At 41.9% G+C, this 26,659-nt stretch carries 30 protein-coding genes; 14 read left to right on the top strand and 16 right to left on the bottom strand.

Translation table 11 applies throughout. From position 1 onward, the window contains the following. Positions 1-40 precede the first annotated feature (40 nt). The 5 genes from QTN47_RS04920 (at position 41) to QTN47_RS04900 (ending at position 2,781) form a co-directional block, all read left to right on the top strand. Positions 41-712, top strand: coding sequence for a hypothetical protein (locus QTN47_RS04920; RefSeq protein WP_369328213.1), 672 nt, complete (start codon positions 41-43; stop codon positions 710-712). Between the two features lie 96 nt (positions 713-808). Then, positions 809-1,261, top strand: coding sequence for a helix-turn-helix domain-containing protein (locus QTN47_RS04915; protein WP_369328212.1), 453 nt, complete (start codon positions 809-811; stop codon positions 1,259-1,261). Between the two features lie 39 nt (positions 1,262-1,300). After that, positions 1,301-1,708, top strand: coding sequence for a VOC family protein (locus QTN47_RS04910; protein WP_369328211.1), 408 nt, complete (start codon positions 1,301-1,303; stop codon positions 1,706-1,708). Positions 1,709-1,733: 25 nt separating this feature from the next. Then, positions 1,734-2,177 carry a DUF1569 domain-containing protein gene (locus QTN47_RS04905; RefSeq protein WP_369328210.1) on the top strand — a complete coding sequence of 148 codons (444 nt, stop codon included), beginning with the start codon at positions 1,734-1,736 and terminating at the stop codon, positions 2,175-2,177. 73 nt (positions 2,178-2,250) lie between these two features. Further along, positions 2,251-2,781 (top strand): DinB family protein, encoded by a 531-nt coding sequence (locus tag QTN47_RS04900; protein WP_369328209.1) that lies wholly within the window; start codon positions 2,251-2,253, stop codon positions 2,779-2,781. Between the two features lie 45 nt (positions 2,782-2,826). On the opposite strand, the gene QTN47_RS04895 is transcribed toward QTN47_RS04900, so the two are convergent. The 14 genes from QTN47_RS04895 to QTN47_RS04830 form a co-directional block, all read right to left on the bottom strand. Then, positions 2,827-3,435 carry a hypothetical protein gene (locus QTN47_RS04895; protein ID WP_369328208.1) on the bottom strand — a complete coding sequence of 203 codons (609 nt, stop codon included), beginning with the start codon at positions 3,433-3,435 and terminating at the stop codon, positions 2,827-2,829. A 198-nt stretch (positions 3,436-3,633) separates the two neighbouring features. After that, positions 3,634-4,557, bottom strand: a complete 924-nt coding sequence (locus QTN47_RS04890; protein ID WP_369328207.1) for an alpha/beta hydrolase — start codon at positions 4,555-4,557, stop codon at positions 3,634-3,636. A 40-nt stretch (positions 4,558-4,597) separates the two neighbouring features. Continuing rightward, positions 4,598-5,134, bottom strand: coding sequence for a hypothetical protein (locus tag QTN47_RS04885; protein ID WP_369328206.1), 537 nt, complete (start codon positions 5,132-5,134; stop codon positions 4,598-4,600). Between the two features lie 187 nt (positions 5,135-5,321). After that, positions 5,322-6,230, bottom strand: a complete 909-nt coding sequence (locus tag QTN47_RS04880; protein WP_369328205.1) for an SMP-30/gluconolactonase/LRE family protein — start codon at positions 6,228-6,230, stop codon at positions 5,322-5,324. An 83-nt stretch (positions 6,231-6,313) separates the two neighbouring features. Next, positions 6,314-6,796 (bottom strand): low affinity iron permease family protein, encoded by a 483-nt coding sequence (locus QTN47_RS04875; RefSeq protein WP_369328204.1) that lies wholly within the window; start codon positions 6,794-6,796, stop codon positions 6,314-6,316. Positions 6,797-6,836: 40 nt separating this feature from the next. Next, positions 6,837-8,378 (bottom strand): FAD-dependent oxidoreductase, encoded by a 1,542-nt coding sequence (locus tag QTN47_RS04870; RefSeq protein WP_369328203.1) that lies wholly within the window; start codon positions 8,376-8,378, stop codon positions 6,837-6,839. A 442-nt stretch (positions 8,379-8,820) separates the two neighbouring features. After that, a complete protein-coding gene (locus tag QTN47_RS04865) occupies positions 8,821-10,290 on the bottom strand; it encodes an NAD(P)/FAD-dependent oxidoreductase (protein WP_369328202.1) in 1,470 nt (489 codons plus the stop codon). 11 nt (positions 10,291-10,301) lie between these two features. Continuing rightward, entirely contained in the window at positions 10,302-11,330 is a 1,029-nt protein-coding gene (locus QTN47_RS04860) for a polyprenyl synthetase family protein (RefSeq protein ID WP_369328201.1), read from the bottom strand. Between the two features lie 6 nt (positions 11,331-11,336). Further along, complete coding sequence (locus QTN47_RS04855; protein ID WP_369328200.1) at positions 11,337-12,047, bottom strand: hypothetical protein; 711 nt, start codon at positions 12,045-12,047, stop codon at positions 11,337-11,339. A gap of 9 nt (positions 12,048-12,056) precedes the next feature. Continuing rightward, positions 12,057-12,713 (bottom strand): COG1470 family protein, encoded by a 657-nt coding sequence (locus QTN47_RS04850; protein ID WP_369328199.1) that lies wholly within the window; start codon positions 12,711-12,713, stop codon positions 12,057-12,059. 67 nt (positions 12,714-12,780) lie between these two features. Continuing rightward, positions 12,781-13,425, bottom strand: coding sequence for a hypothetical protein (locus QTN47_RS04845; protein ID WP_369328198.1), 645 nt, complete (start codon positions 13,423-13,425; stop codon positions 12,781-12,783). 86 nt (positions 13,426-13,511) lie between these two features. After that, complete coding sequence (locus QTN47_RS04840) at positions 13,512-14,300, bottom strand: hypothetical protein (RefSeq protein ID WP_369328197.1); 789 nt, start codon at positions 14,298-14,300, stop codon at positions 13,512-13,514. A 33-nt stretch (positions 14,301-14,333) separates the two neighbouring features. After that, the gene (locus QTN47_RS04835; RefSeq protein WP_369328196.1) at positions 14,334-14,861 is read right to left on the bottom strand and encodes a hypothetical protein; all 528 of its coding nucleotides are present in this window, start codon (positions 14,859-14,861) and stop codon (positions 14,334-14,336) included. A gap of 272 nt (positions 14,862-15,133) precedes the next feature. Then, positions 15,134-16,135: an LLM class flavin-dependent oxidoreductase gene (locus QTN47_RS04830; RefSeq protein ID WP_369328195.1), complete on the bottom strand. Its 1,002-nt coding sequence runs from the start codon at positions 16,133-16,135 to the stop codon at positions 15,134-15,136. 611 nt (positions 16,136-16,746) lie between these two features. On the opposite strand from QTN47_RS04830, the gene QTN47_RS04825 reads away from it, so the two are divergent. Next, positions 16,747-17,586 carry a CvfB family protein gene (locus tag QTN47_RS04825; RefSeq protein ID WP_369328194.1) on the top strand — a complete coding sequence of 280 codons (840 nt, stop codon included), beginning with the start codon at positions 16,747-16,749 and terminating at the stop codon, positions 17,584-17,586. A 350-nt stretch (positions 17,587-17,936) separates the two neighbouring features. Here the strand turns inward: QTN47_RS04825 and QTN47_RS04820 are convergent, their stop codons facing one another. Next, positions 17,937-19,214, bottom strand: a complete 1,278-nt coding sequence (locus QTN47_RS04820; protein WP_369328193.1) for a PQQ-dependent sugar dehydrogenase — start codon at positions 19,212-19,214, stop codon at positions 17,937-17,939. Positions 19,215-19,552: 338 nt separating this feature from the next. Between QTN47_RS04820 and QTN47_RS04815 the strand changes: the two genes are divergently transcribed. The 3 genes from QTN47_RS04815 (at position 19,553) to QTN47_RS04805 (ending at position 21,607) form a co-directional block, all read left to right on the top strand. Next, complete coding sequence (locus QTN47_RS04815) at positions 19,553-19,735, top strand: DUF6728 family protein (protein WP_369328192.1); 183 nt, start codon at positions 19,553-19,555, stop codon at positions 19,733-19,735. A gap of 266 nt (positions 19,736-20,001) precedes the next feature. Continuing rightward, a complete protein-coding gene (locus QTN47_RS04810) occupies positions 20,002-20,115 on the top strand; it encodes a fasciclin domain-containing protein (protein WP_369328191.1) in 114 nt (37 codons plus the stop codon). Between the two features lie 118 nt (positions 20,116-20,233). Continuing rightward, positions 20,234-21,607 (top strand): BamA/TamA family outer membrane protein, encoded by a 1,374-nt coding sequence (locus QTN47_RS04805; protein ID WP_369328190.1) that lies wholly within the window; start codon positions 20,234-20,236, stop codon positions 21,605-21,607. Position 21,608: 1 nt separating this feature from the next. Here QTN47_RS04805 and QTN47_RS04800 read toward each other — a convergent pair whose 3' ends face one another. Further along, positions 21,609-22,529: a DUF481 domain-containing protein gene (locus QTN47_RS04800; protein WP_369328189.1), complete on the bottom strand. Its 921-nt coding sequence runs from the start codon at positions 22,527-22,529 to the stop codon at positions 21,609-21,611. Between the two features lie 589 nt (positions 22,530-23,118). On the opposite strand from QTN47_RS04800, the gene QTN47_RS04795 reads away from it, so the two are divergent. The 5 genes from QTN47_RS04795 (at position 23,119) to QTN47_RS04775 (ending at position 26,563) form a co-directional block, all read left to right on the top strand. Continuing rightward, on the top strand, positions 23,119-23,748 hold the full coding sequence (locus QTN47_RS04795) for a DUF4136 domain-containing protein (RefSeq protein WP_369328188.1): 630 nt from the start codon (positions 23,119-23,121) through the stop codon (positions 23,746-23,748). Positions 23,749-23,772: 24 nt separating this feature from the next. After that, entirely contained in the window at positions 23,773-24,381 is a 609-nt protein-coding gene (locus QTN47_RS04790) for an OmpW family outer membrane protein (protein WP_369328187.1), read from the top strand. 97 nt (positions 24,382-24,478) lie between these two features. Beyond that, positions 24,479-25,057, top strand: a complete 579-nt coding sequence (locus QTN47_RS04785) for a DUF4136 domain-containing protein (RefSeq protein ID WP_369328186.1) — start codon at positions 24,479-24,481, stop codon at positions 25,055-25,057. Positions 25,058-25,135: 78 nt separating this feature from the next. After that, positions 25,136-25,447: a transposase gene (locus QTN47_RS04780; RefSeq protein WP_369328185.1), complete on the top strand. Its 312-nt coding sequence runs from the start codon at positions 25,136-25,138 to the stop codon at positions 25,445-25,447. A gap of 156 nt (positions 25,448-25,603) precedes the next feature. Next, entirely contained in the window at positions 25,604-26,563 is a 960-nt protein-coding gene (locus tag QTN47_RS04775; protein WP_369328184.1) for an HAD family hydrolase, read from the top strand. The last annotated feature ends 96 nt before the right edge of the window (positions 26,564-26,659 follow it).

Raw genomic sequence — 26,659 nt, 5'->3', positions numbered from 1 at the left:
TCTCACAAAATGAATACACTTGTTGACAAAACATACGATCATGATTAAGTCAACATTACTGCGCAACACAGGAGTTACCGGAATTGTATTGTACCTTCTTGTACTTGCGGAAATACATTTATACTTTGTTTACACACCAACTCCGGAGGGAACTCCGCCGCCGAACACTGTGCTTATACGTATTCTTCTTGACCTGTTTATCTGCGCCGGCCTCATTGGCTTCTTTAGCCAGTTCAAATATATTGTAGCACAACTTCACCCCGATCACATTCGAATTGGCGATTTTTTATTTTCCTGCGGGCTTGCATTTGCAATAGTATCATTGATTGCAGATGCTATACAAAGCGGAAGCATATGGATCGCCAATAATAAGCCGGTAAATCCAACCTGGGTTGGCTATGGAGCCGAAGGTGCATTACTGATCTACGGGCCAATTAACCGGTTACTTAATACCATCATTCTCTTCACAGGCAGTACACTGATTATAAAAACGAATTTGTTCCCCAAATGGACGGCCGTTCTCGGTTATATATTCGCCGTTTATAACCTGGCATTTGTGCCCACTATTTTCTTCATGACGACGCCACTGGATTTTTACAGCGTTAACGGCTGGAACATACCCATTGCAGCCGGACTATTCTTTTTGTGGATATTGATTATAAGTGTATTTCTAATAGGGAAAAAGACGGCTGGTCCGCATGCTCTTATTTAAAACACATATATTCAATCTCCCAGGAATCGTCGTCATATTTTTTATATCTTTAACTGATATTACCACCAGGTTTTCTAACCGTCAACACCGTTCAAAATGTTTGCAGAGCAATATCCAAATATTTACTTATACCGGCGGATTGTCCAGGCGAAGCTTTTTATAGACAATAATTATGCAGATACGATTGAACTGGACAACATTGCAGATGAGGCATATTTTTCAAAATTTCATTTCATCAGACTTTTTAAAAGGATCTACGGCAAAACACCACATCAATACCTGATAGCTGTGAGAATTGAAAAAGCATTACAATTGCTTAGATCGTTGCAGCCGGTATCTGATGTTTGTTATTCAGTAGGATTTGAAAGCCTTAGTTCTTTCAGCGGATTATTTAAACGCATCGTAGGCATTTCTCCATCCTTATATCTTGCCCAGCAGCAACAGCTACAAAAACAAATCAATAAAGCACCGCTCACGTTTATTCCAGGTTGCTTCGCCGAAAAAAACGGATGGTTGAAAAATAGCAATTTTGAAGAAGCAAAAGCCTAGCTATCATTTTTTCTTTGCATAACATTCAATTTGCAAAGTATGATCACAAAAATGACACATGTTAGCATCCATGTACTTAACCAGGACAGCGCTTTCGATTTCTACACAAATAAACTCGGCTTTAAGGTAATAACTGATGTACCAATGGGTGAAGACGGAAGATGGCTCACCGTTTGTCCGCCGGATCAACCAGGATTCGAAATTATTCTTTCGCCAATATCAAAAAGCATGTACAGCAGTGAAACTGCAGAGATGCTGAAAGAGCTTGTTTCCAAAGGAACATTTGGTGTGGGCTTATTTACAAGCAAAGATATTTTCGCCACTTATGAAGAATTGAAGGCCAAAGGTGTAGAGTTTACCAAACCTCCCAGGAAAGAATTCTACGGAACCGAAGCCATTTTTAAGGATGATTCAGGCAACTGGTTCTCTCTCGCACAATTGGGCTAAGCTCATCACCAACAAATTATATAACATGCAAACAGTATTTGACAACTATACAAGAAATGAATTAATCCGTCGCATAAACACGCTTTCGGAGAGCAACACAGCTCAATGGGGAAAAATGAATGTGTACCAGATGATAAAGCATTGCCGGTTATGGGAAGAAATGGCATTGGGCAAAACACAATACAAACGTGTATTAATGGGCCGGATATTTGGCAAAATGGCGATGAGAAGTTTATTGAAGGATGAGCAGCCAATAAGGCGCAACTCCCCCACTATTCCTGAACTGGTAATAAAAGAAACCGGTGATGTTACCGACGAAAAAAAGAAATGGATCGCGCTCATTGAAGAATATGCCCATATCTCCAACATTGAGCTCATGCATCCTTTCTTCGGGAAAATGAATATGGAACAGACAGGCTATCTTGCATACAAGCACACAGATCATCATCTGCGGCAATTCAATGCGTAACCTGAAATGGGGTAGTTAACACTATGTAATCAGTCAACGTCACAAAAAAGAAATATGGCTATCTTTATCGTCAATGCAATGTTTAACTAAACTTATTAACGACTTCAACAATACCATTGATGCATGGATTGCCGAACTGGGTACATTTGATTTTGAAAAACTGATCACAAAGCCTGATGCCGAAAGCTGGTCACTCGGACAGGTTTATATGCACCTGATCAACGAAACTGATTATTACATAGAACAGATAGAAGCATCCACCAACAATAATGCAAATCTTTCACAAGAGATGACAGATATTGGCAAGTCAATGTTCCGCAGCAATGCTTTTCCGGAAGTCAAAATCAAAGGAGACCCCGCCTCTACAGATAAAATACAACAACCGCAAAGCAAGACAGGTTTGCACGATGACATGCTTGCACTAAAACAACGAATGAATCGCGCGGCACAATCCCTGGTTAATACTACTGCTACAGGTAAAACGCAGCATCCCGGTCTTGGTTATTTTAGTGGCCCGGAATGGTTACAATTTGCAGACATGCACTTGCGCCATCATCTCAGGCAAAAAGAAAGAATAAAAAACTTCCTGGCAAATCAACATTAATGTAAAATACATAAAAGGTACATCGTTAGTAAGCCGGGCTCAACTTTAACCTGCAAGCATGCTCCGTATTTCTTTGGCGTACTCGTACACCAGGTAAGCTATGGCAAGTATGAGTAGTAAGAGCTGCAGATACAATAACCAGCCAACGGGACTCCACATAAGCAACCCCAGAAAAAAAAGTAAAAACGCTGCTTCAATAATTGCAAGTCGCCGGTACCTTCTTTTTTCCGCCTCTGTGTAGTATCTGTTCTTGGCAAAATAACGCAGTAAATAGATAAGCATAAACGAACAAAAACAAGTGCTGAAAATGTGAACATCAAGATAATCGCCGCCAACCTCTTCACTCACACTGAGCGAGTGTAATGTAACAATGATCATTGTTAAAAATGCTATATCGCTGATAAAGTTCCACCTGGTATATTCCGGCACGTAGCATGACCCTAAAAAATCACAACAATAGAACAGAAACGTTTCAATGATCAATATCCATTTCCCCAATTCCAGCATCCATTTTCCGCGAAAGATGGTATCCATTTCCTGCAGATGGCTGCCAAGCGTTGCAGACTGAACTATTTCAAAGAAAAAATAACCCAAAACTGCAGGATAAAGCAATACTACTGACAGATGCCGCGGAATATTACTTCGTTCTTCCATCGACTTTTGTTTTGTGATGAATGAAAACAACGTCGATTCCAAAATACCGTTTTATTTAAACAAACGCAATGTGACGCCTAAAATAGCTTAATGGACAATTGAAAATTGACAATGGACAATTGAAAGACAAGGCGGATCATTTTCAACTATCAATTTTCAATTATCCATTAAATGAATCGGTATTGTTGACAGTTTGCTCTATTTCATATAGCTATTCAAAAAACTAAACAACTTAAGTCTTATATCATCCGCGTCGAACATCTTACCAAAATGAGGTGCACCAGGAACAATAATGAGTTGATTTTTCACGCCTGTGATGGTTAGCCAGGAACTCAACAACTTCGACTGGGTATTAGGCACAGATTCATCTTTTTCACCCTGCACTATAAAGAAAGGTGGATCATCCTTATCCACATAACTAACGGGGCTGGCTTTACGCGCCACATCAGGCCGTTCTATTGGCGAATGCCCAAGCAATATTGAAACAGGACTCACGGCGGGAGCTGCCGAAGTATCCGGCATGCTTGCAATAGCAATCAGATCTGACGGGCCATAAAAATCAAGCACACATTTTATTTTAAAATGCGGACTGTTTCCGCCGGGATAAAAATCTTTCACATTATTATTCGCAGATAAACCCAACAAAGATGCAAGATGTCCGCCGGCAGAAAAGCCAATCAATGCAATCCGGCTTCTGTTAATATGGTATTGCGACGCATGTTGGTAGAGAAATTCAAGGGCCTGGTTACAATCCTGAAGTTGTGCGGGAAAAATGGCCTCTGTACTGTACCGGTAGTTTATAGAAGCCAATGCATACCCATTCTCAATAAATTCCCTGACGGTGTTCCGCATATAACTCATATCAGCATGCTTATCGTTTAACATCCATGCACCGCCATGAATCCAGACAACGAGCGGAAGATCTTTTGTCGTTTTTGCCGGTAAATAAATATCAAGCAGGTGTTTGCTGACTGTATCATTTGCGTAGGGAATATCACTGTGAATTTCGGTGCCTTCGGGAAAGATATCTTTTACAGAAGAAGACTGTCCATATAAACAAGGCTGCATAAAGGCGGAGAGCGTTAGTAACAACAGGCAACTTAAATAATGTTTTGGTTTCATATTTTTTCAAATTATCAGCAGCCGGAGTTTATTTGTAACATTATTCAGATCCGGCCACATCCTCTTTTATATAGAATCTGGCTTCTTTGTTTGAATACGTCAACGCCTTAGTGCATATTTTCACTACACGAACTTCCTGTCCGGAGTCTTTCATATAGTCAAGATCATCTGCATGCAGAACTTCAACACGAAGTATATAAGACGAATCAACCCGAACTGTGCTTACATCCTTAACAATGTCATTATCTACCATAACAAGCGTAGGCTCTGCGTTAGAAAGTGCATACCTGCGTTCAATATCCTCCAGCGTCAGCAATTTTAATTCCTTTGGATTTTTTGTCCTGATAACAATTTTTCCATGCACATGGCTACCTGAATCATAGTAATTATTAACAAGATCGATATTTGAAATTTTGTCCGGGCTAAAATACAACGACTGGAACTGACCGTAGCTCAGCTTGAGCGAATCAATGTACACCAAGGGTTCCCATTGATCCCTTGACCTTTTTTCATCTTCCGGTTGTGCACAGCAACTGATGGCCGGCGCCAGGAAGGCTAACATCAGGAGTATTTTCATAAAGCTTTTCCAAAAGTTTTAGAGTTAGGAATTCATCCCAGGCCCTGCGGATCAATTTTCACAGCCAGGACAGGTATTAAATATAAAATTAAAATCTGACTATTAAAATACCCTCCTGTAGTATTAATTGCGCTGCAGTCTTTCTTGCTAAACCGCAGTGCTTTTTCAGGCGCGGCGAATTTCCAAACTACTCTACTCCTTTCACACTCATCTTTACGGTATACACAGATTCAGAAGCAGTGATCAACAAAACATCTCTGTTTTTCCCCCCGAAGCATACGTTAGCCGACCATGAAGATGGCACAGGTATATTGCCTATTTTATTACCTGCTGCGTCGTAAATGGTCACTCCGTTACCCGCCAGGTATAGATTACCCTGGTTGTCCAGTGTCATACCGTCACAACCCTGCGGGGCAAAAAGCCGTCTGTTGAGCAACTTTCCGTCGCTACCGATATCGTATTTGTAGATTTTACTATCGCCAATATCCGCAACAAAAAGATGTTTCCCGTCTGGCGTCCCAACAATTCCATTGGGCTTCACAATAGTGCTATCTACAATCACTGCATCTTTCCTTCCTTTTGGCAGATAATACACCTGCTCTTTGATTTCAGAATTCTTACGGGTCCAGTAATCACGTGGGTAATATGGGTCTGTAAAATAGATGCCACCGCTTGCATCTATCCAAAGATCATTTGGGCCATTCATTAAATGCCCACGGAAATTTGTGAGCAATACTGTTTTTTTCTTTTGCATATTGATGGACCAAAGTTCATTATGCTCATCTGCACAAGAAATCAGGTTTCCGTTATGATCAAAATACAAACCATTGGACCGCCCGGCGCCATGCATAAAAAGCGAAAGTTTTCCGTCAGTATCGTACTTCCAGATATTATCGTTCGGCTGATCGGTGAAGTAAATATTACCGGATTTGTCCACGGCTGGTCCTTCTGTAAATCCGAAATTATTGGCGACATGTTTTACTTCAGCCCCGCGTGCAACAACTTTTATCGAGTCGAGAGATTGGGCAAAACTGGTCGAACTAAAAAGAATAAAACAAAGTAAGAAAGCAAATGTAAGTCCGTTACGTTTATTCATTCGGCAGCATTTCCGATAAAAATACGCATTTACAATCGCCAACAAATATTTTATAGCTTTGGAAAGAAAATCCGCAGGACTATTTACAGCTTTGATGATTTATCGTAAGCATGCATTTTCATGTGATGTAGTTTCTCTGCATCATCTATTGAGTGCGATTTTTTAAGACCGATTTCTTTTTCCGCCAGTTCAGAAAGTTTTATATAATACCGTTTTACCGTTTCAAGCTCTTCAGCTGTAAGATCTTCCACATCAATCATGCGGTTACTTGCCCTGTCCAGTGAAGCAATAATCTCATTCAACTTTAGGTGTATAGCTATAGTATCTTTATTTTGCGATTGTTGAATGATAAACACCATCAGAAAAGTTATAATGGTGGTTCCGGTATTAATAACCAGCTGCCATGTATCTGAAAAATGAAAGACCGGTCCGGTGATCCCCCATACCACAATGGCCAGCAATGCAAGAAAAAAAGCCCGGGGGCTTCCTGTTATTTTGGTAACTCTTGTAGAAAACGCATCAAACTTACGCGCAAATACTTTGTTCATTTTTTTCTTACTGTTCATACAGTCACATTTTTCTTTACTTAATAAAACGCATGTAGCGCTAAGACTTATTTTCAGCGCTGGTATCTAATGAAATTACTTCGAGAGAATGATCTGCCGGCCCCGTTAATACGTTACCGTCATAATCATATCTTGCACCATGGCAGGGGCAATCCCAGGAACGTTCTGCACTGTTCCATTTTACTTCGCATTTCAAATGTTTACATACAGGACTAACTGCATGCAACATTCCGTCTTCATCTTTATACAGCGCAATTTTTTCATGGTCATAATTAACAACTTCTCCTTCGCCCGGAGCAAGACCGGCAAGTTCATGCAACTTTTCTCCCGGAAATAATCTTCCTACAAAATTTTTAACCGCATCAATATTGTGGGATAAAAAATTAGCAAAACCTGCGACAGGTTTAACCCGGTTTGGATTAAACAATTCTATGTCGGGATGATGATCGTTTGTAAGAATACTTTTGAGTGTTATTGCAGCAACATGGCTGTACGTCATTCCATTTCCGCCCAAACCGGTAGCGACAAAAATGTTTTCAGGGTGTCCGGGCAAATGACCGATATAAGGCAACCCGTCTGTAGGTTCAAAATATTGGGAAGACCATTTGTATGGTATGTCCTTTACTTTGAAATTTTCGCGAAGGGTTGCTTCCAGCATGGTAAATCTGTATTCTGTATTTTCTTCCTGTCCGGTCTTATGATCTTTACCGCCAGCAATCAAATATTTTTCACCATTTATTTCTTGTGTACGATAGTAATGATAAGGATTCTCCATATCATAGGTCAGATCTTCAGGATATGTATCGTCTTCGAGCTTCACGGCCATTGCATAAGTACGATAAGGCGTACAACGTAAGTGCAGCAGGTTTACCCCCGGCGGAATATGTGTTGCATATATAACGCTACCTCCATGGAAAATACCACAACTGGTTTCAACCTCTAGCGGACTATCAGGCTTTAACGATGTAACCCTGCAATGTTGCATAATACAGCCGCCAGCTTTTTCAAAGGCAGCAGCCAATGCATATACATACTTTAAAGGATTAAATTTCGCTTGCCCTTCAACACGTATAGCTTGGGCAAAAGCAACCCGAATCGGCATTTCATCAACATAACTAACATTCAATTCAACCTGCTCGCAGGCTTCATAAATCGTTTGTAGTTCTTTAGCCTCATTATCATTTTTCGCAAAAAGATATGCCGCCGCATTATTGAAATCGCAGTCGATCTTATACTTATCAATATTGTTTTTGATGAGATTAACGGCATCCCGGGCGGCATCTGCCACTTGTTTTGCAATACTCTTATTAAAATTTTTCTGAATTGCTGAATAAGGGGTATCAAGTAATGTATTGATGTGTGCAGTAGTTCCTCCCGTAGTTCCAAAACAAATATTTTCCGCTTCCAGCAGCAAACATTTTTTTCCTGCTTCCTGTAACAACAACCCAGTAGTAATTCCGGTAATCCCGCCCCCAATGACAATAACGTCATATAATTCATTTTTTCCCGGCGATGAGGTACTAACGTAAGGATCTACATTGGCCTGCCAAATACTTGTTGTGTAAGAATCACGTCTAATCATATATCTTCTTTGAGCGTAAGTAATTTAGGAAAATGCAGATGTTGTGCCACACCTTGAATTTGCATGTATGGTTATTAAAACAGATTTGATAAACAATCAGATACAATGAACAAACGATAAATTGTTTTGGATTAACTGCTCATTTATGAAATTGTGATCGTGCAGGGTCTATTGGCAATTAATTACACGCTGTAGAAATTTCTACTTTTCCAGGCTAAACTATGGTATACCAGCCGTCTGCCATCACTGTTTCTAATAGAGCGCATTAAAGATTGCCCGGATATCAAATAAAAAAGCAAAAGCAGTAGTTCAACGGTATTTTGAAAATTTATTTTGCAAATCAGGGTTTAACCATTGCTGCACGAGTAGTGCTAATCATGCGATATTATGCAGGCAACCTGACCAGTAACCTCACAGGGGAAAAAGTATTTTAGTTTGCAGACTAACCACTTTTCCTCATGCTTTTGATTACATGACCTGCTACGCCGGCTCCATTTTTAAAAAGGCCGGACAGCCATTTTATGTTACCTGACGGATTGTGCTTTATGCTGTTTGCAATATCTCCGGCTATGCGGCTGATATCTTTTCCTTTTTTCATCCAGTAGTCAGGGCCCTGCAGCATGCCTGTTGCGGTGCTTAAGCCAACATGCAAGCCGCCCTGTAAAACGGACTTGCCTATGAAAGAAGGAGTAAGTGCTTTGTATGATGGATAAGTTCCTTCAAATATACTTGCTATAATATGCGCATAACTTTTATCAACCTTTGCACGCTCTATCAGTACAACCATAATCTCCATCCACAAGGGTGTGAGTGCTTTATTGCGGGCAAACTGTATCAGCAAATTTGACAGCGAAAAATCGTACGCAAGTTCATCTTTCACTTTGGAGTGATAAGAAGATAATGCAGTTGCAGAAAAATCATTTTGTGCAAAACACTTCAAAAGGCTTTCGGCTGCCCGTCTTGCGCTAAGTACTGCATATTGAATACCATCACCGCTTAGCGGATTGATGAGTCCTGCCGCATCACCCACAAGTAATAACCTGTTTGCGGTTATACGATTTGCCGGATTAAAAAAATTAAGCGGCCACCCATAGATTCTTCCTTTAATTGTTCCGTTGCCAATTCTCTCACGTATACACTTATTTTTTTCAATATGATCTGTCAGCAACTTTTTTACATGCACTTCTTTTTTTGGCAGCGTTGATGCCACCATGGCTAAACCAATATTGGCTTCATTTTGTCCCAGCGGAAACATCCAGTAAATACCAGGATAATTTTCATCACTAAAAAAAATATCTACGCGATCACGAGGGCCATTTACGTTTTCATAATAAGCACGCAAGCCTAACAACTGGTATTCATCAGAAGGTTTGGAACCGTTAAGTATCCGTGCAATGGTACTGTTACTACCGTCGGCTCCTACGATAACTTTCGCCTTTACCCGCACGGTTGTATCGTTGCGCTTAATTTCTGCAACAACCATATTATCCGTAATAAAGTAATCAGCAACTCTTGCTTCTTCCCAATAAACTGCGCCATTTTTAAGTGCAGCTTCATGTATCCAGTTATCCAGTTGCAGCCGTGGAATTATTCTTGCATGATAAGGCAGGTGATCTTCTTTTTCAAGATCTATGTAGACTTTATCTTCCCGAATAAACAACCCTACCTTATTGATCTCATTCGCCTCGGCAAACCCATCCAACCCTGTAATACCAATATGATGCAATTCTGCTAAGGCAATGGGACTGACACCATCACCACACACTTTGTCGCGCGGGAAGCGTTGAGCTTCAATAACAATAACATTTACCCCTTTTTGTGCAAGATGACTGGCCAATGCACTTCCAGCCGGGCCTCCGCCCGCTATTAACACGTCACAATCATATGGATGAACAACCTGGATATTAATCATTGCAATGGTATTTAATAATCCCTGTTTATCATATAAACAATCAGCTCTTCAATAAATTTTTTGTCTTTCGAATCAGGTAAAGCCGCAAATACAGAACAAAATTCCTTCAATGCCGCACCAGCCATATATTTTGCAACTTTGCGACAATGGTCAATGCTTCCGTACTTATCCATTAGCCGCATTATCCATGCGGCAATTTCATGGTTGCCATCGGCCTGCGTGTCTGACAAAAACAACGCTAATTTTTCCAGCTCTTTTTTATTACATGTCTTAAAGAGATGAATGAGCATTAAGGTTCGCTTGCCTTCAATAATATCTCCGCCAATCTCTTTACCATATTTATTTTCTTCTGCAACCAGGTTTAAGATGTCATCCTGGATCTGGAATGCTGTACCCATAAAATAGCCGAACCTGTTGAACTTGTCTACGGCCACCTTTCCGCAGCTACCAATCATCGCTCCTATTCTTACAGGATGAATACAGGTGTACCAGCAGGTCTTTTTAAGTATCATACGCATATAGTCAGCATCGTCAAGCCGGCATACGTTATCTTTTCTCCAACCCAGCTCTATTGCCTGCCCCTCTACTGTTTCCGCTACCATATGTTCTATTTCTTCGAATATCTTCATAGCCAGCGCCGGCCCCAATACTTCTTTATTTTTCAGAAGAGGTTTAAGACTCAGCACATTCATTGCATCTCCCACATTTACAGCTATACCCATATTGTTGTACTGATGCATTGTGGGCTTATTGCGGCGAACATAACTCACGTCTTCAACATCATCATGCACTAAAAAAGCATTGTGAAAAAGCTCCAGGGCGGTAGCTGAATTCAGCGCCTGGTCCAACCTTCCCCCAAAGGCTCTGCACGTTGCAATGCAAAGTCCCGGCCGGAAGCCTTTACCGCCGCGGGTGGGATAATCGGCTATAAGATCGTACAAATATTTTTTGGGTTCCTTATCAGGGATAATATGCATGATGCCCTGCAACGCATAGCCGGCATATTCGGAAAGCATTGATTTCATAACAGCATCCTGCATAGCATTTTATTTAATTACGTCAACAACTACAACGGTGCAAATGCGGGTATTTTTATTATCAATAAACAAGCCCGAATAGCTGCCGGGCTTACATATTACCGGCACCTTAACTGCAATATGCACTTTTTGTTTACTAAGTGGCTTTAAGGTGAATGTCTGCGGCGAAATGATAATATTTTTGGCAGCAATCTTATTCTCATCCGGACCAACAAGCGCAGCTTTTCTCAGGGAAACCTCCATCGGTTTTTCATTATCATTACTCAGTTCTATTGTGATATCCATTGACTCGCCTGCTTTAACCGGCAGGTCATTTTTAACAGTAGGCACCTGGTAACCACTTACAGGGTTGGGTGCTTCTTTTGCGACACCATTCTTTTTTGTTTTTTCTATTGTTTCCGAGAGGCCGTTTACATAATTGGCAATCACCGATAGCGCATCAAGAAATATATCAACCGCATCATGCGTATCTCTTCTTATACGGCTCATTAACTCCTCTGCATTGCCACTACGGACCTCATCTACGTCAATTACTTTTTTCTCTATCTTCTTTGCTGCAAGTATTCCTGCAGCAATCTCTTCTTCCAGCACTTCAACCGCTGTATTCAGGATGCGCTGCGCATTATTCATAACGCCGTTGGGATCTATGCCCGTGAACCATTTTTTGTCTGAAGGTTTCCTCTTATTACCGTTTGATGAACTTGTCCGGGAGTCTTTCATGCCAGGCTTTTATTTGTCAGGATTAGCAATAGGATTGATGGTCAGGTTTAATTGAAAGAAAATATGTTCAAAGCCTTCAACACGTATATCGCTTATATAAATTCCCGGACGGACATCGCCGGGCACTTGTACTGATATTTCTACTCTTTGCTGTTCGCCCGGTAACAACTGAAATGACTGTGGCGTAAACAGTGTTTCAAAATCTGCTTGCACAGAACGATCTTCCTGAAGGATAAATTTATTTTTAATCAATTTGCAAGACACGGGCTCTGCCTTGCTGCTGTCAAGCATAAACTGAACATTAGCCGTTTCTCCGGGAGAGGTTACAGCAGTTAATACAAATGCGGGCTCCGTTACCACCGCATTCTCATCTGTTGATGAAACGTCAGCTCCTGAAGTATTTGATGATTGATTAAATCTTTTCGCCACGGCAATGCCCAGATCCAACAAATTGGAGGCATGCTGAATATTCAGTTGCACGAGCGATTTGAGGGCATCACCGAATAATTGTTTTTGTTTATTAAACAGGTCTTCACCAGACTGGCCTGAAGAGCCCAGTTGCTGTACGAACCTGGTACTTTCTTTAAAGAAGATCTTGTTTGCTTCTGCAGTTTTCTGAAAAAGCTGCTCAAGCTCCTGCGTTATGGTTGGTTGTTTTTCGTTCATTGGGAAGTCTGTCTTGAGTTACAAATTATTTTCCACGATTGATCTGATTACTCCAATTCGCTACGACTTATTTTCCCTCGCAATAAAAATGACTTTGCCAGCTTTGCCAGCGCAGGTGATATTTTTTCTCATCGAGGGGCAGGGCAACAGGTACATTTTTATTTCCATCAACAATAAGCGTAAAGCAAATGTTCTGATTGATCTCTTTTTCCCTTACAACAATCTCCGCTGCGTATGTGTTGCCGGCGGAAAAATTCGCCAGATCCAGCGTCATTTCAACCTCCTGGGTTTCGCCAGGTTGCAGGCTTACATCCTTTTTATTCAAAACTGGTTGCGCAGGTGCCTGGCTGCCATCCAGGCTCTTCAATTCTCTTATACCAACCCTGTATCTCTTTGCTGCACCACAAGTGTTTTTTATCGCAAAAGGCACTATTATCCGCTCACCCGCTACGGCATGCCTTACCAATTCCAGAATGCAGTGCGGTGGGCAGTCATGTTCCGGCGGACAACAATTGCAAGAGCCGCCAGTCTTCATAAAAGGCAGCTTAAACGGACCAATACCAAGATTTCCCGCCATTTTGCCAAGCTCGCTCACATTAGTAGAAACATTTTCAACAGAAGATTTTAACGTGGCAATAGAAAGATCTGCCAGCTTTTGCATATTATCGGTTATGCTTTGCTGGAGGCGCTGGTTAGAAGCTTTATTTTCCATATTGCGGAGTTTGAAAATTATATATGCAGAAAATCTGTTGACAACATGAGTCAACCCAGCCTTTTAATCAAAACAGTGTCTTTACATTATTTACTTTTCGGCTGCTCTACGGTGTGCGACTTTATGCTGTATGAAATTGTTTTATTCCAAAAGCGTACGTTACCCTGGTAGTCTCTTTTCGGATCTACATTATCAGGCAGGGTTATGTTAAAATGCAATTGAATACTTTCTCCGGGCTGCAGCACTTTACCACTTTCTTCAATATCAACGACCGCCCAGCCGGCCATGTCTTTATATACATTTTTTGTAAGTTCATCCATCATGGCATTAAATCCTTCCGAGCCTTTATCCCGCATAGCAATAGAAGCTGCACGGCACAAATAATCAGCATCAAGGGTTGTTACGTGTTTTATATCAGGAATGGCAAAAGCAACATTTCCAATATTGCTGCAGGATAACAGCGTGCTATACTTTTGCCCGGGTTTTACACCCTGAAAGAACAAATCGGTAGGATTAAGTTCTATTTCAATATTTTGCTGAACAATCAGCCTCAGCTTTTTCTCCTTGCCTCCTACATTAACCACACTTTCGTAAACGCCGGGCGGTGTGGTGCGCGGCAACTGGTGACGAAGCCGGTGTTTTTTCTGTTCACCCGGCAGCAATGAAGTGATGAACCTTATAGCTTCCGGCATAGGTGCCGCACCCTTTGCCGCTGCAGTTTTTAGTACAGGTAAATCTCTTATAAACAATGTCTCGTTTTCGTTATTGCTTAAGAATACATAACCGGATAAAAATGCAGGAGGTCCGTTAAGTACAATCTCATCTTCTTCAATATGCAGCTTTTCATGAAAAGCATTGGCTGTAACGGTAATCATATCACACTTTTTAAAGTGAGGAAACCGGTCTATTCAGGAGTTAGATCCCGGAACTGGAGGAGGCGGTGTACCGGGCGGATTATCACCCCTTGTTTCATCACCCGGGAAAGGACGGGTATCAGGCTCGCAACAATCATTCTCACAGCGCTCGAGTGAATTTGGCACATAAGGCTCAGTTATCACCTGGCCTTCACCACTTACGCAAACCGAAAAGATCTCCTGCCCAAACAGCTTAAAACAAACCTGCGAATAGTTGGGAATGCGAACACGCACTTTCATCATATCCTTTATATCCTGCAAAGTAAACCGCGGCAGATTAAGCAACTCGACTTTACTGTCGGTAGCAATCGGTTTAGCCGGATCTCCTATCAGCAATGTAGCAACAGGCTGAGCGGGATCGCCGATCACTTTTGCAGTTGAATCAGTTGTGAGATTTCCGCCAAGATCTGTGTGTACCGCGCCGGCAAGCGTAGTTGTGAGGTTGCCATCAAGATGCGTCGCAACACCGCCATCGAGATGTGTATCCACATGATAACCGGTTGGAATAGATGGTGAGCCCATAGCTTAGGTGTTTGTTTATTAAAGATAGAAATGAATGTTTGAAAGTGCAAGAGAAGACGGTAAGACATGTAAGACAGTAAGATCGTAAGACCGTAAGATCGTAAGAGGAGTGGGAAAATGAGTGTAGTAATATTGCAAGAGAGAAAAAAGAAAGAAAAAAAAATAACAAGACATTGGCTTTGCTGACAGCTAATAGCCAATAGCTGATAGCTTAACCTCAAGCCTTACGCCTCAAGCCTGACACCTGATACCTGATACCTTACACCTACTCCTCACAACTCAAACGCCTCTGCCAGCAACCTGAAAGAAGTGATGCGATCGGAGGCCGAATGCGTCATTGTGGTGATCATGATTTCATCTACATCAAAATCGTTTGCCAGCTGTGTTAATTTTTCTTTAACCTCGTCTTTTGTGCCTGAAACAATTCGGCCGCTGTTGCGTTTAATAATTTCCAGTTCTGTTGATGAAAAATCGTAATCGCGGATAGATTCGTAATCGGGTGGAGGTGCGAAAACACCTTTTTCAAACTGCAGGAAGAAATAATCGGTTTGTTTTCTTAACTGCCTGGCCTTTGCTTCATTTTCAGCGCACAATACACTTATCGCAAGCAAAACCTGCGGTTCTTTCATGTGTAGTGACGGCTTAAAATTGCGTCTGTAGATGTCTGCAACATCGGGTTGTGCAAACCCATTTATAAAACGTGCAACGGCGAGTCCCATGCCAAACTGAGCAGCTATATGACTACTACCGCCGGTAGAACTTAAGATCCATTGATCGGGAATGGTATCTGAAACCGGAACGGCCAGGACCGGTCCGTAACTGGTTGCAGCTGCATCCTGAAAATAAGCCTGCAAATGTTCAAGCTGGCGCAGATAGCTTTCTTCCTTAAAATCGTTGGATGGATTGAGCAATGTGGTCGTAACCCTGTCGCCTCCTGGCGCACGACCCATTCCGAGATCTATACGACCGGGAAACAATGTTTCCAGCATGCGGAAATTCTCTGCCACTTTTAACGCACTATGATTAGGGAGCATAATACCACCAGAGCCAATGCGGATATGCTGGGTTTCGTCAGCCAGTTTAACGATCAATACTTCCGGTGTTGATCCTGCAATGACATTTGAGTTATGATGTTCTGATACCCAAAAACGGTAGTAGCCTAATTCTTCCGCGAGCTTTGCAGTGGCGATGGTTTCCTGTACTGCCTGCCTTGCTGTGGCACCTTTACGAACAATAGACTGATCGAGCACACTCAGCTTAATCTTTTTCTGCATAAAGCAAAGATAGGACGCCGGGGCTGACTGCGGTATTATGTTTCCAGGCAACGGATAGTTTCACGCGGCGAACGCTAAGAAACAGCGGCGCAATGTTTCCCGCAATGGCTACGCTAAAGCCCTGTCTCAGGAAACGGGCTTTGTTTCACGCAACGGGCGCAAAGAAGCAGCGACGCAACGTTTCCCGCTACCGGTGTTATGTTTCTCGCAATAGCTACGCTAGAGCCCTGTTTCAGGAAACGGGCTTTGTTTCACGCGGCGAACGCTAAGAAGCGGCGGCGCAACGTTTCCCGCCACCGGTGTTATGTTTCTCGCAACGAAGGCAAAGAAGCAGCAGCGCAATGTTTTCTCCACTGGGTGCCATGTTTCACGCAACGGGCGCAAAGAGGCAACGACGCGACGTTTCCCCCACGGGTGTTATGTTTCACGCGGCGAGCGCAACGGAGCAGCGGCGCAACGTCTTTACTTCCTTATCAGATCCTTCAAACTAACATATAACTCCTCAAACCTCATACCCCATACCTTATTCCTAACACCTGATACCTGACACCTGACACCTGATACCCCAAGCCAATAGCTAACAGCTCGCAGCTTTTCTCTACCTTCGCGGCATGATTAACATAGGTGAATACAACCAGCTACAGGTAAAACGCATGTTCGATTTTGGCGCTTATCTTTCAGATGGCAAGGAAGATGTGCTGTTACCCAAGAGATTTGTTCCTGAGAATGTTAAGGTTGACGACATACTTACAGTATTCGTGTATCATGATTCCGAGAACAGGGTGATAGCAACAACCCAAAAGCCCAAAGGTGTAGTGGGTGATATTGTGCTGCTTAGAGCGGTGGCCAGCACACCACAAGGCGCATTCCTGGATTGGGGCCTGATGAAAGACTTATTTGTTCCTAAATCAAAACAGAAAAGCCGCATGCTTCCTGGTGCGGATTACCTGGTTAAGATTTACATTGATGAACAAACCGGCCGTGCAGCAGCAACTGAAAAGATTGATTTCTTTCTCAGCAACGATGATCTCACTGTGAAAGAAATGGATGAAGTGGAGCTGACTGTATACCGTCGCACGGAAATAGGGTATGCAGTTATCATCAATAACAAACACATTGGCTTACTTCATTTTAATGAAGTGTACCGGGATATTGCGATCGGTGACAAATTCAAAGGCTTTATCAAGCAGATCCGTGAGGATAACAAAATTGATGTAGCTGCAGGAACTTCAGGGTACAAAAGAGTTGAAGATGAAGGCGCAAAGATCATGCGGCTGTTAAATGAGAACAATGGCTTTTTGCCTTATCATGATAAATCACCCGCGGATGACATCTATAGTTTTTTTGGCATGAGCAAAAAGACATTTAAAATGACCACCGGCAACTTATACAAACAGCATAAGATCGCATTTGAAGATAACGGCATACGCTTGACGAAGGACGAAGCATGAGTTTGTTGGTTTCACGCGGCGGCCACGGGTTCAGAGGTTAGGGTTTCACGCGGCGAACGCAAAGGAACAACGACGCGGCGATTTACCAGAAAGCTGAACTTTATAGGAGTTAAGGAAAAAAGCTTGTATTTGCAGTCTAGCGCGGGCGAACCGCAAAGAGGCAGAGACGCAGCGACTTGCCAGAAGGCTGAAACTTTATGCGAATTAATCAAAATGTATGTGTTTTTGGTTTCACGCGGCGAACGCAGAGGGGCAACGATGCGGTGTTTGTTGTAAAATTTGTTGTCTTGCACAACAGGAAATATCTCCCAAAGTTGACTATGCATTCTTAACTAAACGATATTGAATTGCTAATTCCTATTTGTTTTATACATTACTCTCCAGATCTTATTACTGGTATCATCAGCAATAAGCATTGAGCCGTCCGGTAAAACGACAATGCCTACAGGGCGCCCATGCACTTTTTTACCGCCTGGATTTTCTATAAACCCTGTTAAGAAATCCTCGGGATCACCGGAAGGTTTACCGTTTTTAAAAGGAACAAATACAACCTTATAACCAGCAATAGGCTTGCGGTTCCACGAACCATGCTGTGCAACAAATGCCCCATTACGGTATTTTTCAGGGAAAGCCGTTTTATCGTAAAATGCCAGTCCCAGCGAAGCCGTGTGAGCACCCAGGGAAACATCGGGGACAATTGCCCGCTGAACCAGGTCAGGAGCTGTTTGATCCACGCGTGGATCAGGATGTTGCCCATAGTAAGAATAGGGCCAGCCGTAGAAGCCATTTTCCTTAATGCTGGTAATATAATCAGGCACAAGATTATCACCCAGCTCATCACGTTCATTTACCGCGGCCCATAATGTTCCGGTTTCAGGCGCCCGGCCCATGCCTACAGGATTACGAAGACCGCTTGCATAGACACGCAAATCGCTTCCATCAGAATTGATCTCTAATATATTTCCTCTTAGCTTTTCATGCTCCAATCCCTTTTCACCGTGATCAGTTCCTGAACCTACAGCAATATATATTTTGGTATTGTTCTTATTAGCAATAAGGTTCCTTGTCCAGTGCCTGTTTATTTTGCCGTCAGGCAGATCTGTTATTTTTTCTCCCTGTGAGGTGATGCCAGTAGCATTGATTTCATAAGTGTAACGCATCACTGCATTGGTATTGCCCACATAAAAATGGTTGTTTATAAGCAACATGCCGAATGGCTGATTGAGTCCACTTAAAAATGTAGTTTTTATTTCCGGTTTTCCGTCATGATCCTCGTCACGAAGCAGTGTAATGCGATCAGCACTTTTTTTCATGCTGTTGGATTGGTTTGCACCGACAATAGCTGCACCTATTTTTTCGAAAAAGCTATGATGAGAATTGGCTTCAGCTACCAGTACATCTCCGTTTGGCAAAACATACATCCATCTCGGGTTTTGCAAACCCTCATAATATAGCTCTACAACAAAACCTTCGGGAGCCATAGGCTTCTTCCCGTTCTTCCATCCTGTGACGTGGCTGAAGTTCATATGCGATTTGGTCGCATGTGGCGGCGGCAGGCTATCCTTTAACTGTGCGATTGAAAGCTGTGGCACAATTAACAGTAGGAATATGAAATTGTACATTCTCATGATCCATTATTTGAAAGGCTGCGATTAAGGTTGCCCGCCTAAATTGTTACAAAACATGTGCCCCCGTTAATTAATTGACAATTGAAGAATTGAAAATTGACAATGTGTACATGCATTTACGTTTACACAATCGCCCTTGGTGAAATGTGACCGGATTTCATAATAAAATATGCTCGTCGTTGCTTAATCAGGCGTACCTGTTTTAACAATTTCTTCCGCCGCTTTCTTTGTGCTACTTTACGGCTTTGCGGCTTCGTGGCAAAAAGCCGTGTTTCGCCCGTGTCGCCCTGTCTCCGTGGTTCCCCGAAAAAATCCTAGCTTTGTAAATAAAAAACACCATGGGTTTCTTCAGGCAAATAGCAGAATATTTATACATCAGGAAAAGAGAACCTGGCACACCGCCACCCAATCGTTATGTAAAATATATGCATGGCATGAACCGCATTTCCATTTTCATGTTCCTCATTGCATTAATTATTATGATACTCCGGTTTGTTATCATGCCCTTGTTCAAAAAGTAATCAAACATTATTATTCGATACTTTTAAAGGCGCCCTTTAATAAGGGCGCTTTTTGTTTGCGCTCCAAAAATTTTTCACAACCGAATCGGCGAAGATGCTTTTCCCGCAAATGATCTCATCCGACAAAAATCAACCAACACCAGGCACTGCTAAACAATGCGATTGCAGGCAAATGGGACAACAAAATGCTTAAGGAGCAGAATTCAAAGAATAAAAACTGCAACCCGCGACCACTGTCAGGGGAGAAAGGATCGGTTTTGTGATGGATGGAAAAATTCATGGCTGAAAGATTCCGGGGAAATAAAGCCAGGGGCGCGATTAAGGACGTATATCAAAGCAATGGTGTTATACATGTAATTGACACAGTTTTAATGCCTTAATTATAAATTTTCAAAACAATTTCCGCAACTGCATGTTATCAATAACATGCGGCCTTTTTATTCTGTGCAATCTGCACAATCAAATTACGCCATTTGCAATGAACAAATAATGCGTTTCATGCACCAAAACACTACTTCAATTATACCTGATGCAGGTATCGGCTATTTCATTCTCAAATATGTTATGAAGCCGCTACTGCTGGTTGCAGCCTGTCTGCCGGCCTATATTGCTTCAGCGCAAAATACCAGCCCGATAACGGATACTATCACTATAAAACCCAGGGATACAAGCGGAATAAAAGATCTGTCAGACTATGTAAAATTTCTTAAAAAGCCTGGCGGGGGTGGTGCTAATGCGGCCATTGTACCACATAAAATGTACACCAACATATTACCATTTATGGGCTACAACCCTGCCCAGGGATTTATGCTGGGCATTGCTGTAGCACAGGCTATATCGCTGGGCAATCCTGACAAAGTGCATTTATCTACCATCAATTATGGCGCAAACCTCACAACAAACAAGCAAATCATCTTACAGGCAAAAAGCAATCTTTTCCTGAAAGAAGATAGCTGGCTTGTTAAGACAGACTGGAGACTGATGGTTTTTAACCAGAACACTTACGGTTTGGGAACAGGAGATCCGTACAGTAATGGCAACGGTGCTGAAACTGACATAAACGGCGTAAAAAATGATGCGATAACCTACGCCCAAAACATGAAGTATAAATACATGCGATTGTACAATTCCATACTAAAAAAAGTTGCCTATAAAACCTATGTAGGTGTTTCACTCAACCTGGATTACCATTTCGCTATTGATGATTCGAGAGCAAATGCCGATTCGGGCGGTCATCCAACCAACTACGCAGCATACAATACGCGGAACGGCATTACATCTACCAGCAGTAGTGTACTAACCGGCATTGGCATTACCGCCATAAAGGAAGGAAGGGACAATACCATACGCCCCACAAAAGGCTATTATACAAACCTTGCTTTTAATTTCTACCCATCTTTTTTAACAAGCTCTGGAAGCGCTACACAATTATTTTTTGATGCACGAAAATATATTAGCTTATCCCATAAAACCCCGACCAATATACTTGCATTCTGGTACTGGACCTCTCTGTTGTTAAATGGCAAATTACCTTATCTCGCCACTCCTTCAATAACATGGGATACTTATAATCGTTCCGGCCGGGGATATGTACAGGGAAGATTTCGCGGACCAAACATGATGTACCTGGAAATGGAGCATCGTTTTCCTATCAATCGCAATGGCCTGCTCAGCGGCGTCTGGTTCATCAATGCTACCACTGCATCAAAAGACGATAAGTCCATCAAACTTTTTCAATATATAGATCCGGGTTATGGCTTTGGTGTGCGTATCCTGCTGGATAAAAAAACAGGAACAAACATTACTGCGGACTATGCATGGGGGCTGAACAAATCAAAAGGACTGTACCTTAATCTTGTTGAAACTTTTTAACTCAAAACTTATACGTAATACCTACCACTGTACCAAAATCTGCGTTGCTTTTGGTGTTGCCCGGCGGTCTGCTGTCATAGTTGTTATAAAAGTTTAAGGACAGCGAAAAGTTTGTAACAAGCTCCCATGAGAAGCCTGTAGATCCATCAAACCTAAAGCGGCCAGCCTCCGTTATTCCCGTATAAAATGTTTGTGAAGTACTGACCTGAATATTCGGATTACGGAACCTGAAAAAATTAAACCGGAACATAACCGGCCATTCCAGCAAAAGTCCCCGCGAAACCCCTTCCGTACTCGTTTCCTGCGTAAAGGTTAAGCCTGTTATGAGCAGTAATTGAAGCTCTTTCTTTAGAATTATCTTATTGCCGCCGCCTATCATTTCCTGGAATCTTCTTGCAATTGACAGTTCGAGGTTTCTCTGATAATTAACCGCACCGGCGGCAAACCAGGTTGGTGTAAAACTATATGTACTGAACAATGCTACATCTTCGCGATCGCGGGACAATCCTGCCGAATCAATTGAATACAATCCCGTTGCCGTTAATTGATGCTCAAATCTTCTTGACAAATAAAGCACTGATGAACTTAAGTTAACCTGTCCTATACCGCTTGATTTTGAATAGCTGAAACCAACAGTAAGATTTCCATCCAGCCTTCCCAAAACACTTCTGTCCAACGGAATCAATTCATTAATATCTGTTAACCAAACAGATTCCCGTTCATCAGCTGAAATAATAACAACCTTGCCGGCGACGGAATCGCTTATAAGCCTGCCATAATAACCCTTCCGGGAATTGGTCTCTATTCTGAAAACATGCATTGACTGCAAACGCCTGATCTTATACAATTTAATCTTAACCAGTTTCAGATCCAGATCATCAATCGTCAGTACCCCCAGGTCTATCCCTTTTATATCTCCCACGAGTATCTGTCCATTATTTAAATACAGGGAATCTTTGGACTGCCCGCAAATAGAACAGACACAGAAAAGATAAAAGACTATCAGGGTCAACCTTATTATATTCATCAAAAAGATTAAAAATTGTTGCGGCGATAAAAAATTCCTTCCTAATTAAACAAAAGAAAAACTCTTTTGTTAAATAGAGATAGCTATAAAATTCTCAGAGATACTAAGAGATAGTATAGCGACCAGGATAAATAGTGTATTTATTCTACCCCTCTTCACAACCACATGGCTAATCCCCCTTATCGAAAGCTGTAACGGTGTATTCTGTACCGGTTAAACAAAGCATGTAATCGTTCTGGCAATTGAGGTCATTCCGGATGCTCAAAATCAATTCGGAATGATGCAGCCAATAGCCGGCCGATATAGCGTAAGAAGATCAATGGAAGAGATAGTGAGGAAGCAGAGATACCTCTTAGCTGATGATCTTAAACAGACCGGCTGCTAAAACAGGTTAATACAGGCATTGTCAATGTCATAAATAAAAAAACATCAAACCCGGCTTAAAAAAACGCGTCGGATTTTTCGTTCACATTAAATCTTTGTTATGAAGAGAAACCTTTTAATTTTTCTTATTGCTGCAGGACTTTTAACGGCATCGTGCAGAAAGTCCCCTGATTACGACCAGCTTTCATCCAACTTTGTTGTTATTACAAATGCGGATACATCTGTTGCTTTTAATTCGTTTAAAACCTATTACATTTCGGATACTATAACCTACTTATCCAGTTCGTCAAAAGATACCATTTTGTTTGATGATAATGCAAAGAAACTTGTACAGGCAGTAAAGGACAACATGAATGCCAGGGGATATTCCTTCGTGGCAAAAAACAACCATCCTGACATTGGTTTTAACCTTGGCGTTGTTAAAACGCTTAACGTTGGCGTGAGCTATCCTGGCTGGTGGTGGGGATATCCCGGCTGGTGGGATCCCTGGTATTGGGGATGGTATTACCCTTACTACTATCCATGGTCAATAACTTATGTGGTTACTACAGGCACAGTTATTTTAGACATGGTAGACCTTAAAGACGCCAACAGTAAACAACAGCTTCGTGTATTATGGAACGGCTATATGGGCGGAGCAGTGGGTTCTGACGTAGGCACAAACGTTCAAAGAGGAGTTGATGCCATCAACACGTCATTTAAACAATCACCATACATTAATGCAAACTAACCACATACACTTAAACTCATTGATATGAAGCAGATAAAATTATTATTGTTTGTGCTGGGAATGGTAAGTTTTGCATCCAGCCATGCACAAACGCATCCGAACATAGCCGCGATCTCATGGGAGGTAGCATTTCCAACAAACAGCAACTACCTCGACAAAACAAGTTGGGCCGGAGGAAGAGTTGAGTACAGAAGAATGGTCAATAAACAATTTTCCATCGGCGCTGCAATCAGCTGGAATTCCTTTGAGCAGTACGTTGGCACTAAAACTTACGACGATGGGCATCGCGGGGCAGTAACCACTGATATGATACGGGAGGTTTATACGCTGCCAATAACACTTACAGGGCACTATTATTTTCAAACAGACAACAAAATATTTAAACCTTATGTTGGCATTGGTCTTGGCGGTCAATATGCGGAACAAAATGCCTACTTCAACATTTACGGCTTAACAAGTAACAACTGGGGCTTTGTTGCACGGCCTGAAGTTGGCGCATTGTTGCAGTTTGGAAGAGGTGTTGCAGGCCTTGTTGGTGTAAGCTATAATATAGCAACCAATAAAAACGACGAATTCGATATTAATGGCCTTAAACAATTCTGTGTAAACATCGGCATAGCCGGAATATTCTAAACTTCTTTTATTGAGAACTACAATTGGAGAACGATCTGATTTGACTGTGAGAAACCATTTTTATAACGTTTTAAACATCACCAAAATAACATCACGTATGAAAACATCTATCTATGCAGCAATGCTGCTTTTCGTAGTAATCAGTTTGGTATCATGTGCACCAAGTTTGAAAGTTACTTCGGACTATGATAAAAATGTAAGCTTTCAAAACTACAAGACTTTCGCCATCTACCATAATGATACCATCAAGAGCTCGATCAGTTCCTTAAACCAGGATCGCATTATCAATGCCGTTAAAGCGCAAATGACCCAAAAAGGCTACACAGAAAGCTCTACTCCTGATGTATGGGTTAATACCACAGCTATTCTGAAAGACATGAAATCTGTTAGCGCAAACACCAACTATTATGGCTATGGCGGATACTACAGACCATATGCATATGGTGGTGGTTTTGGAGCATCTTCTACCACAACTTATGATGTACAGCATTATAAAGACGGCTCAATAATAGTAGACGTAATAGATGCAAATACCAAAAAGCTGGTTTGGCAGGGCATTGGCAACAAAGAAATTGATAAGCCATCAAAAGATCCTGACGCAGCTATAGGCGAAGCAATGGGCAAAATAATGGAAAGCTTTCCCAATGCAGGTGTTGCCATGAAGCCGGCAAAATAAGCGTTAACATAATTTCAGGAGCATACAGCTCCTCATGCCCGTTCAGAATGAATAATGCAACACTATTCAAACACCATTATGGCAACGCAAAGAAGAAAATTTACTGATCAACAAAAGCTGGACATAATACAGCAGGTCAGCCAGCAGGGCGTAATTGCTGTATTGCGTGAGCATAATCTTTCTTACAGTGTGTTTGCGAAATGGAAAAAGAAATTCGTGCCTAATTCAAATAGTTCATCATCATCTTATTCTCCAAACCGTGCACGTTCCGAGCTAAGACAATTAGCTGAAGAAAATGTACGGTTAAAGAGAATTATTGCCGAACAAGCATTGGAGATCGAATTAAAAAATGAACAATTGAAAAAAATGGGCACGTCACATAATAAATAACAGCAGACCGGCACTGCAAAAAAGATGACAAGCTTCAACAACCGCTGCTGCAACCAGGGTTACAAGTTAGTCATTAGCGGCATAACAAAGCAACCTTCGGCAGGCTCATGTGTATCATGCTTTAAGTTTTGATGCGCAAGTATTAAACATGACATTATGAGATACGTTCTAATTATTGCACTTACAATTGTAGCATCTGCATTCGGACGTGGCTTGCATGCGCAGGACCCGCTGCCTTCATGGAATGATGGTAAAACCAAACAGTCAATTATAGACTTCGTAAAGAATGTAACTACTGAAGGTTCACCAAAATTTGTTCCGGCAGAAGACCGCGTTGCCACCTTCGACAATGATGGTACGTTATGGTGCGAAAAGCCATTGATACAGGGATTATTTGCCTTTTATCTGGCAAAAAAAATGATCGATAAAAAGCCCGCATTAAAAGAAAAGCAGCCGTATAAGGCCATCGCCGCAAACGACATGGCATACCTGAAAACACTGAGTGAACAGGACCTGATAAAACTGGTTGTTGCTACACATACCGGTATGACCGCAGGTGAGTTCGACAAAAGTGCAGCAGCGTTTTTTGCCACAGCAAAATCTCCTTCGGGAAAAGCCATTGCAGAACTTGTTTATAAGCCACAGGTGGAGTTATTACAATACCTGCGTGCAAACGGCTTCAAGACATTTATTTGCAGCGGCGGCGATATAGACTTTATGCGTCCTGTAACGCAACTGTATTATGGCATTCCTCCCGAGCAGGTTATTGGCACCAAATTCAAATATGTTTATAAAGACAGCGCAGGCATTAACGATCTTGTACGTATGCCTTCTATGCTTTCTTTTAACGACAAACAGGAGAAGCCGGTGAACATTCAGTATCACATAGGCAAGCGTCCCATACTTGCTTGTGGCAATGAAGGAGGAGCCGGAGATATCTATATGCTGCGCTTTTCGCAAGGAAACCAATACTCCTCGCTGCAGCTTATTGTGAACCACGATGACAAAGACAGGGAAACCTATTACCAGGAAAAGGACAACAAATCATTGGACTGGGCAAAAAAATACAACTGGACGGTTATAAGTATGAAAGACGACTGGAAAACCATTTTTTGATGTACGATGTAAGATGTGCGGTGTACGATGTAAAAAAACGCTTAACCGCATCGTACATCGTACACCGTACATCTGACATTATTTCGCTTTTCAAAT

The organism is Danxiaibacter flavus (genome assembly GCF_041060425.1).
Taxonomy (GTDB): domain Bacteria; phylum Bacteroidota; class Bacteroidia; order Chitinophagales; family Chitinophagaceae; genus Danxiaibacter; species Danxiaibacter flavus.
This window is presented reverse-complemented; position numbering and strand designations above follow the sequence as displayed.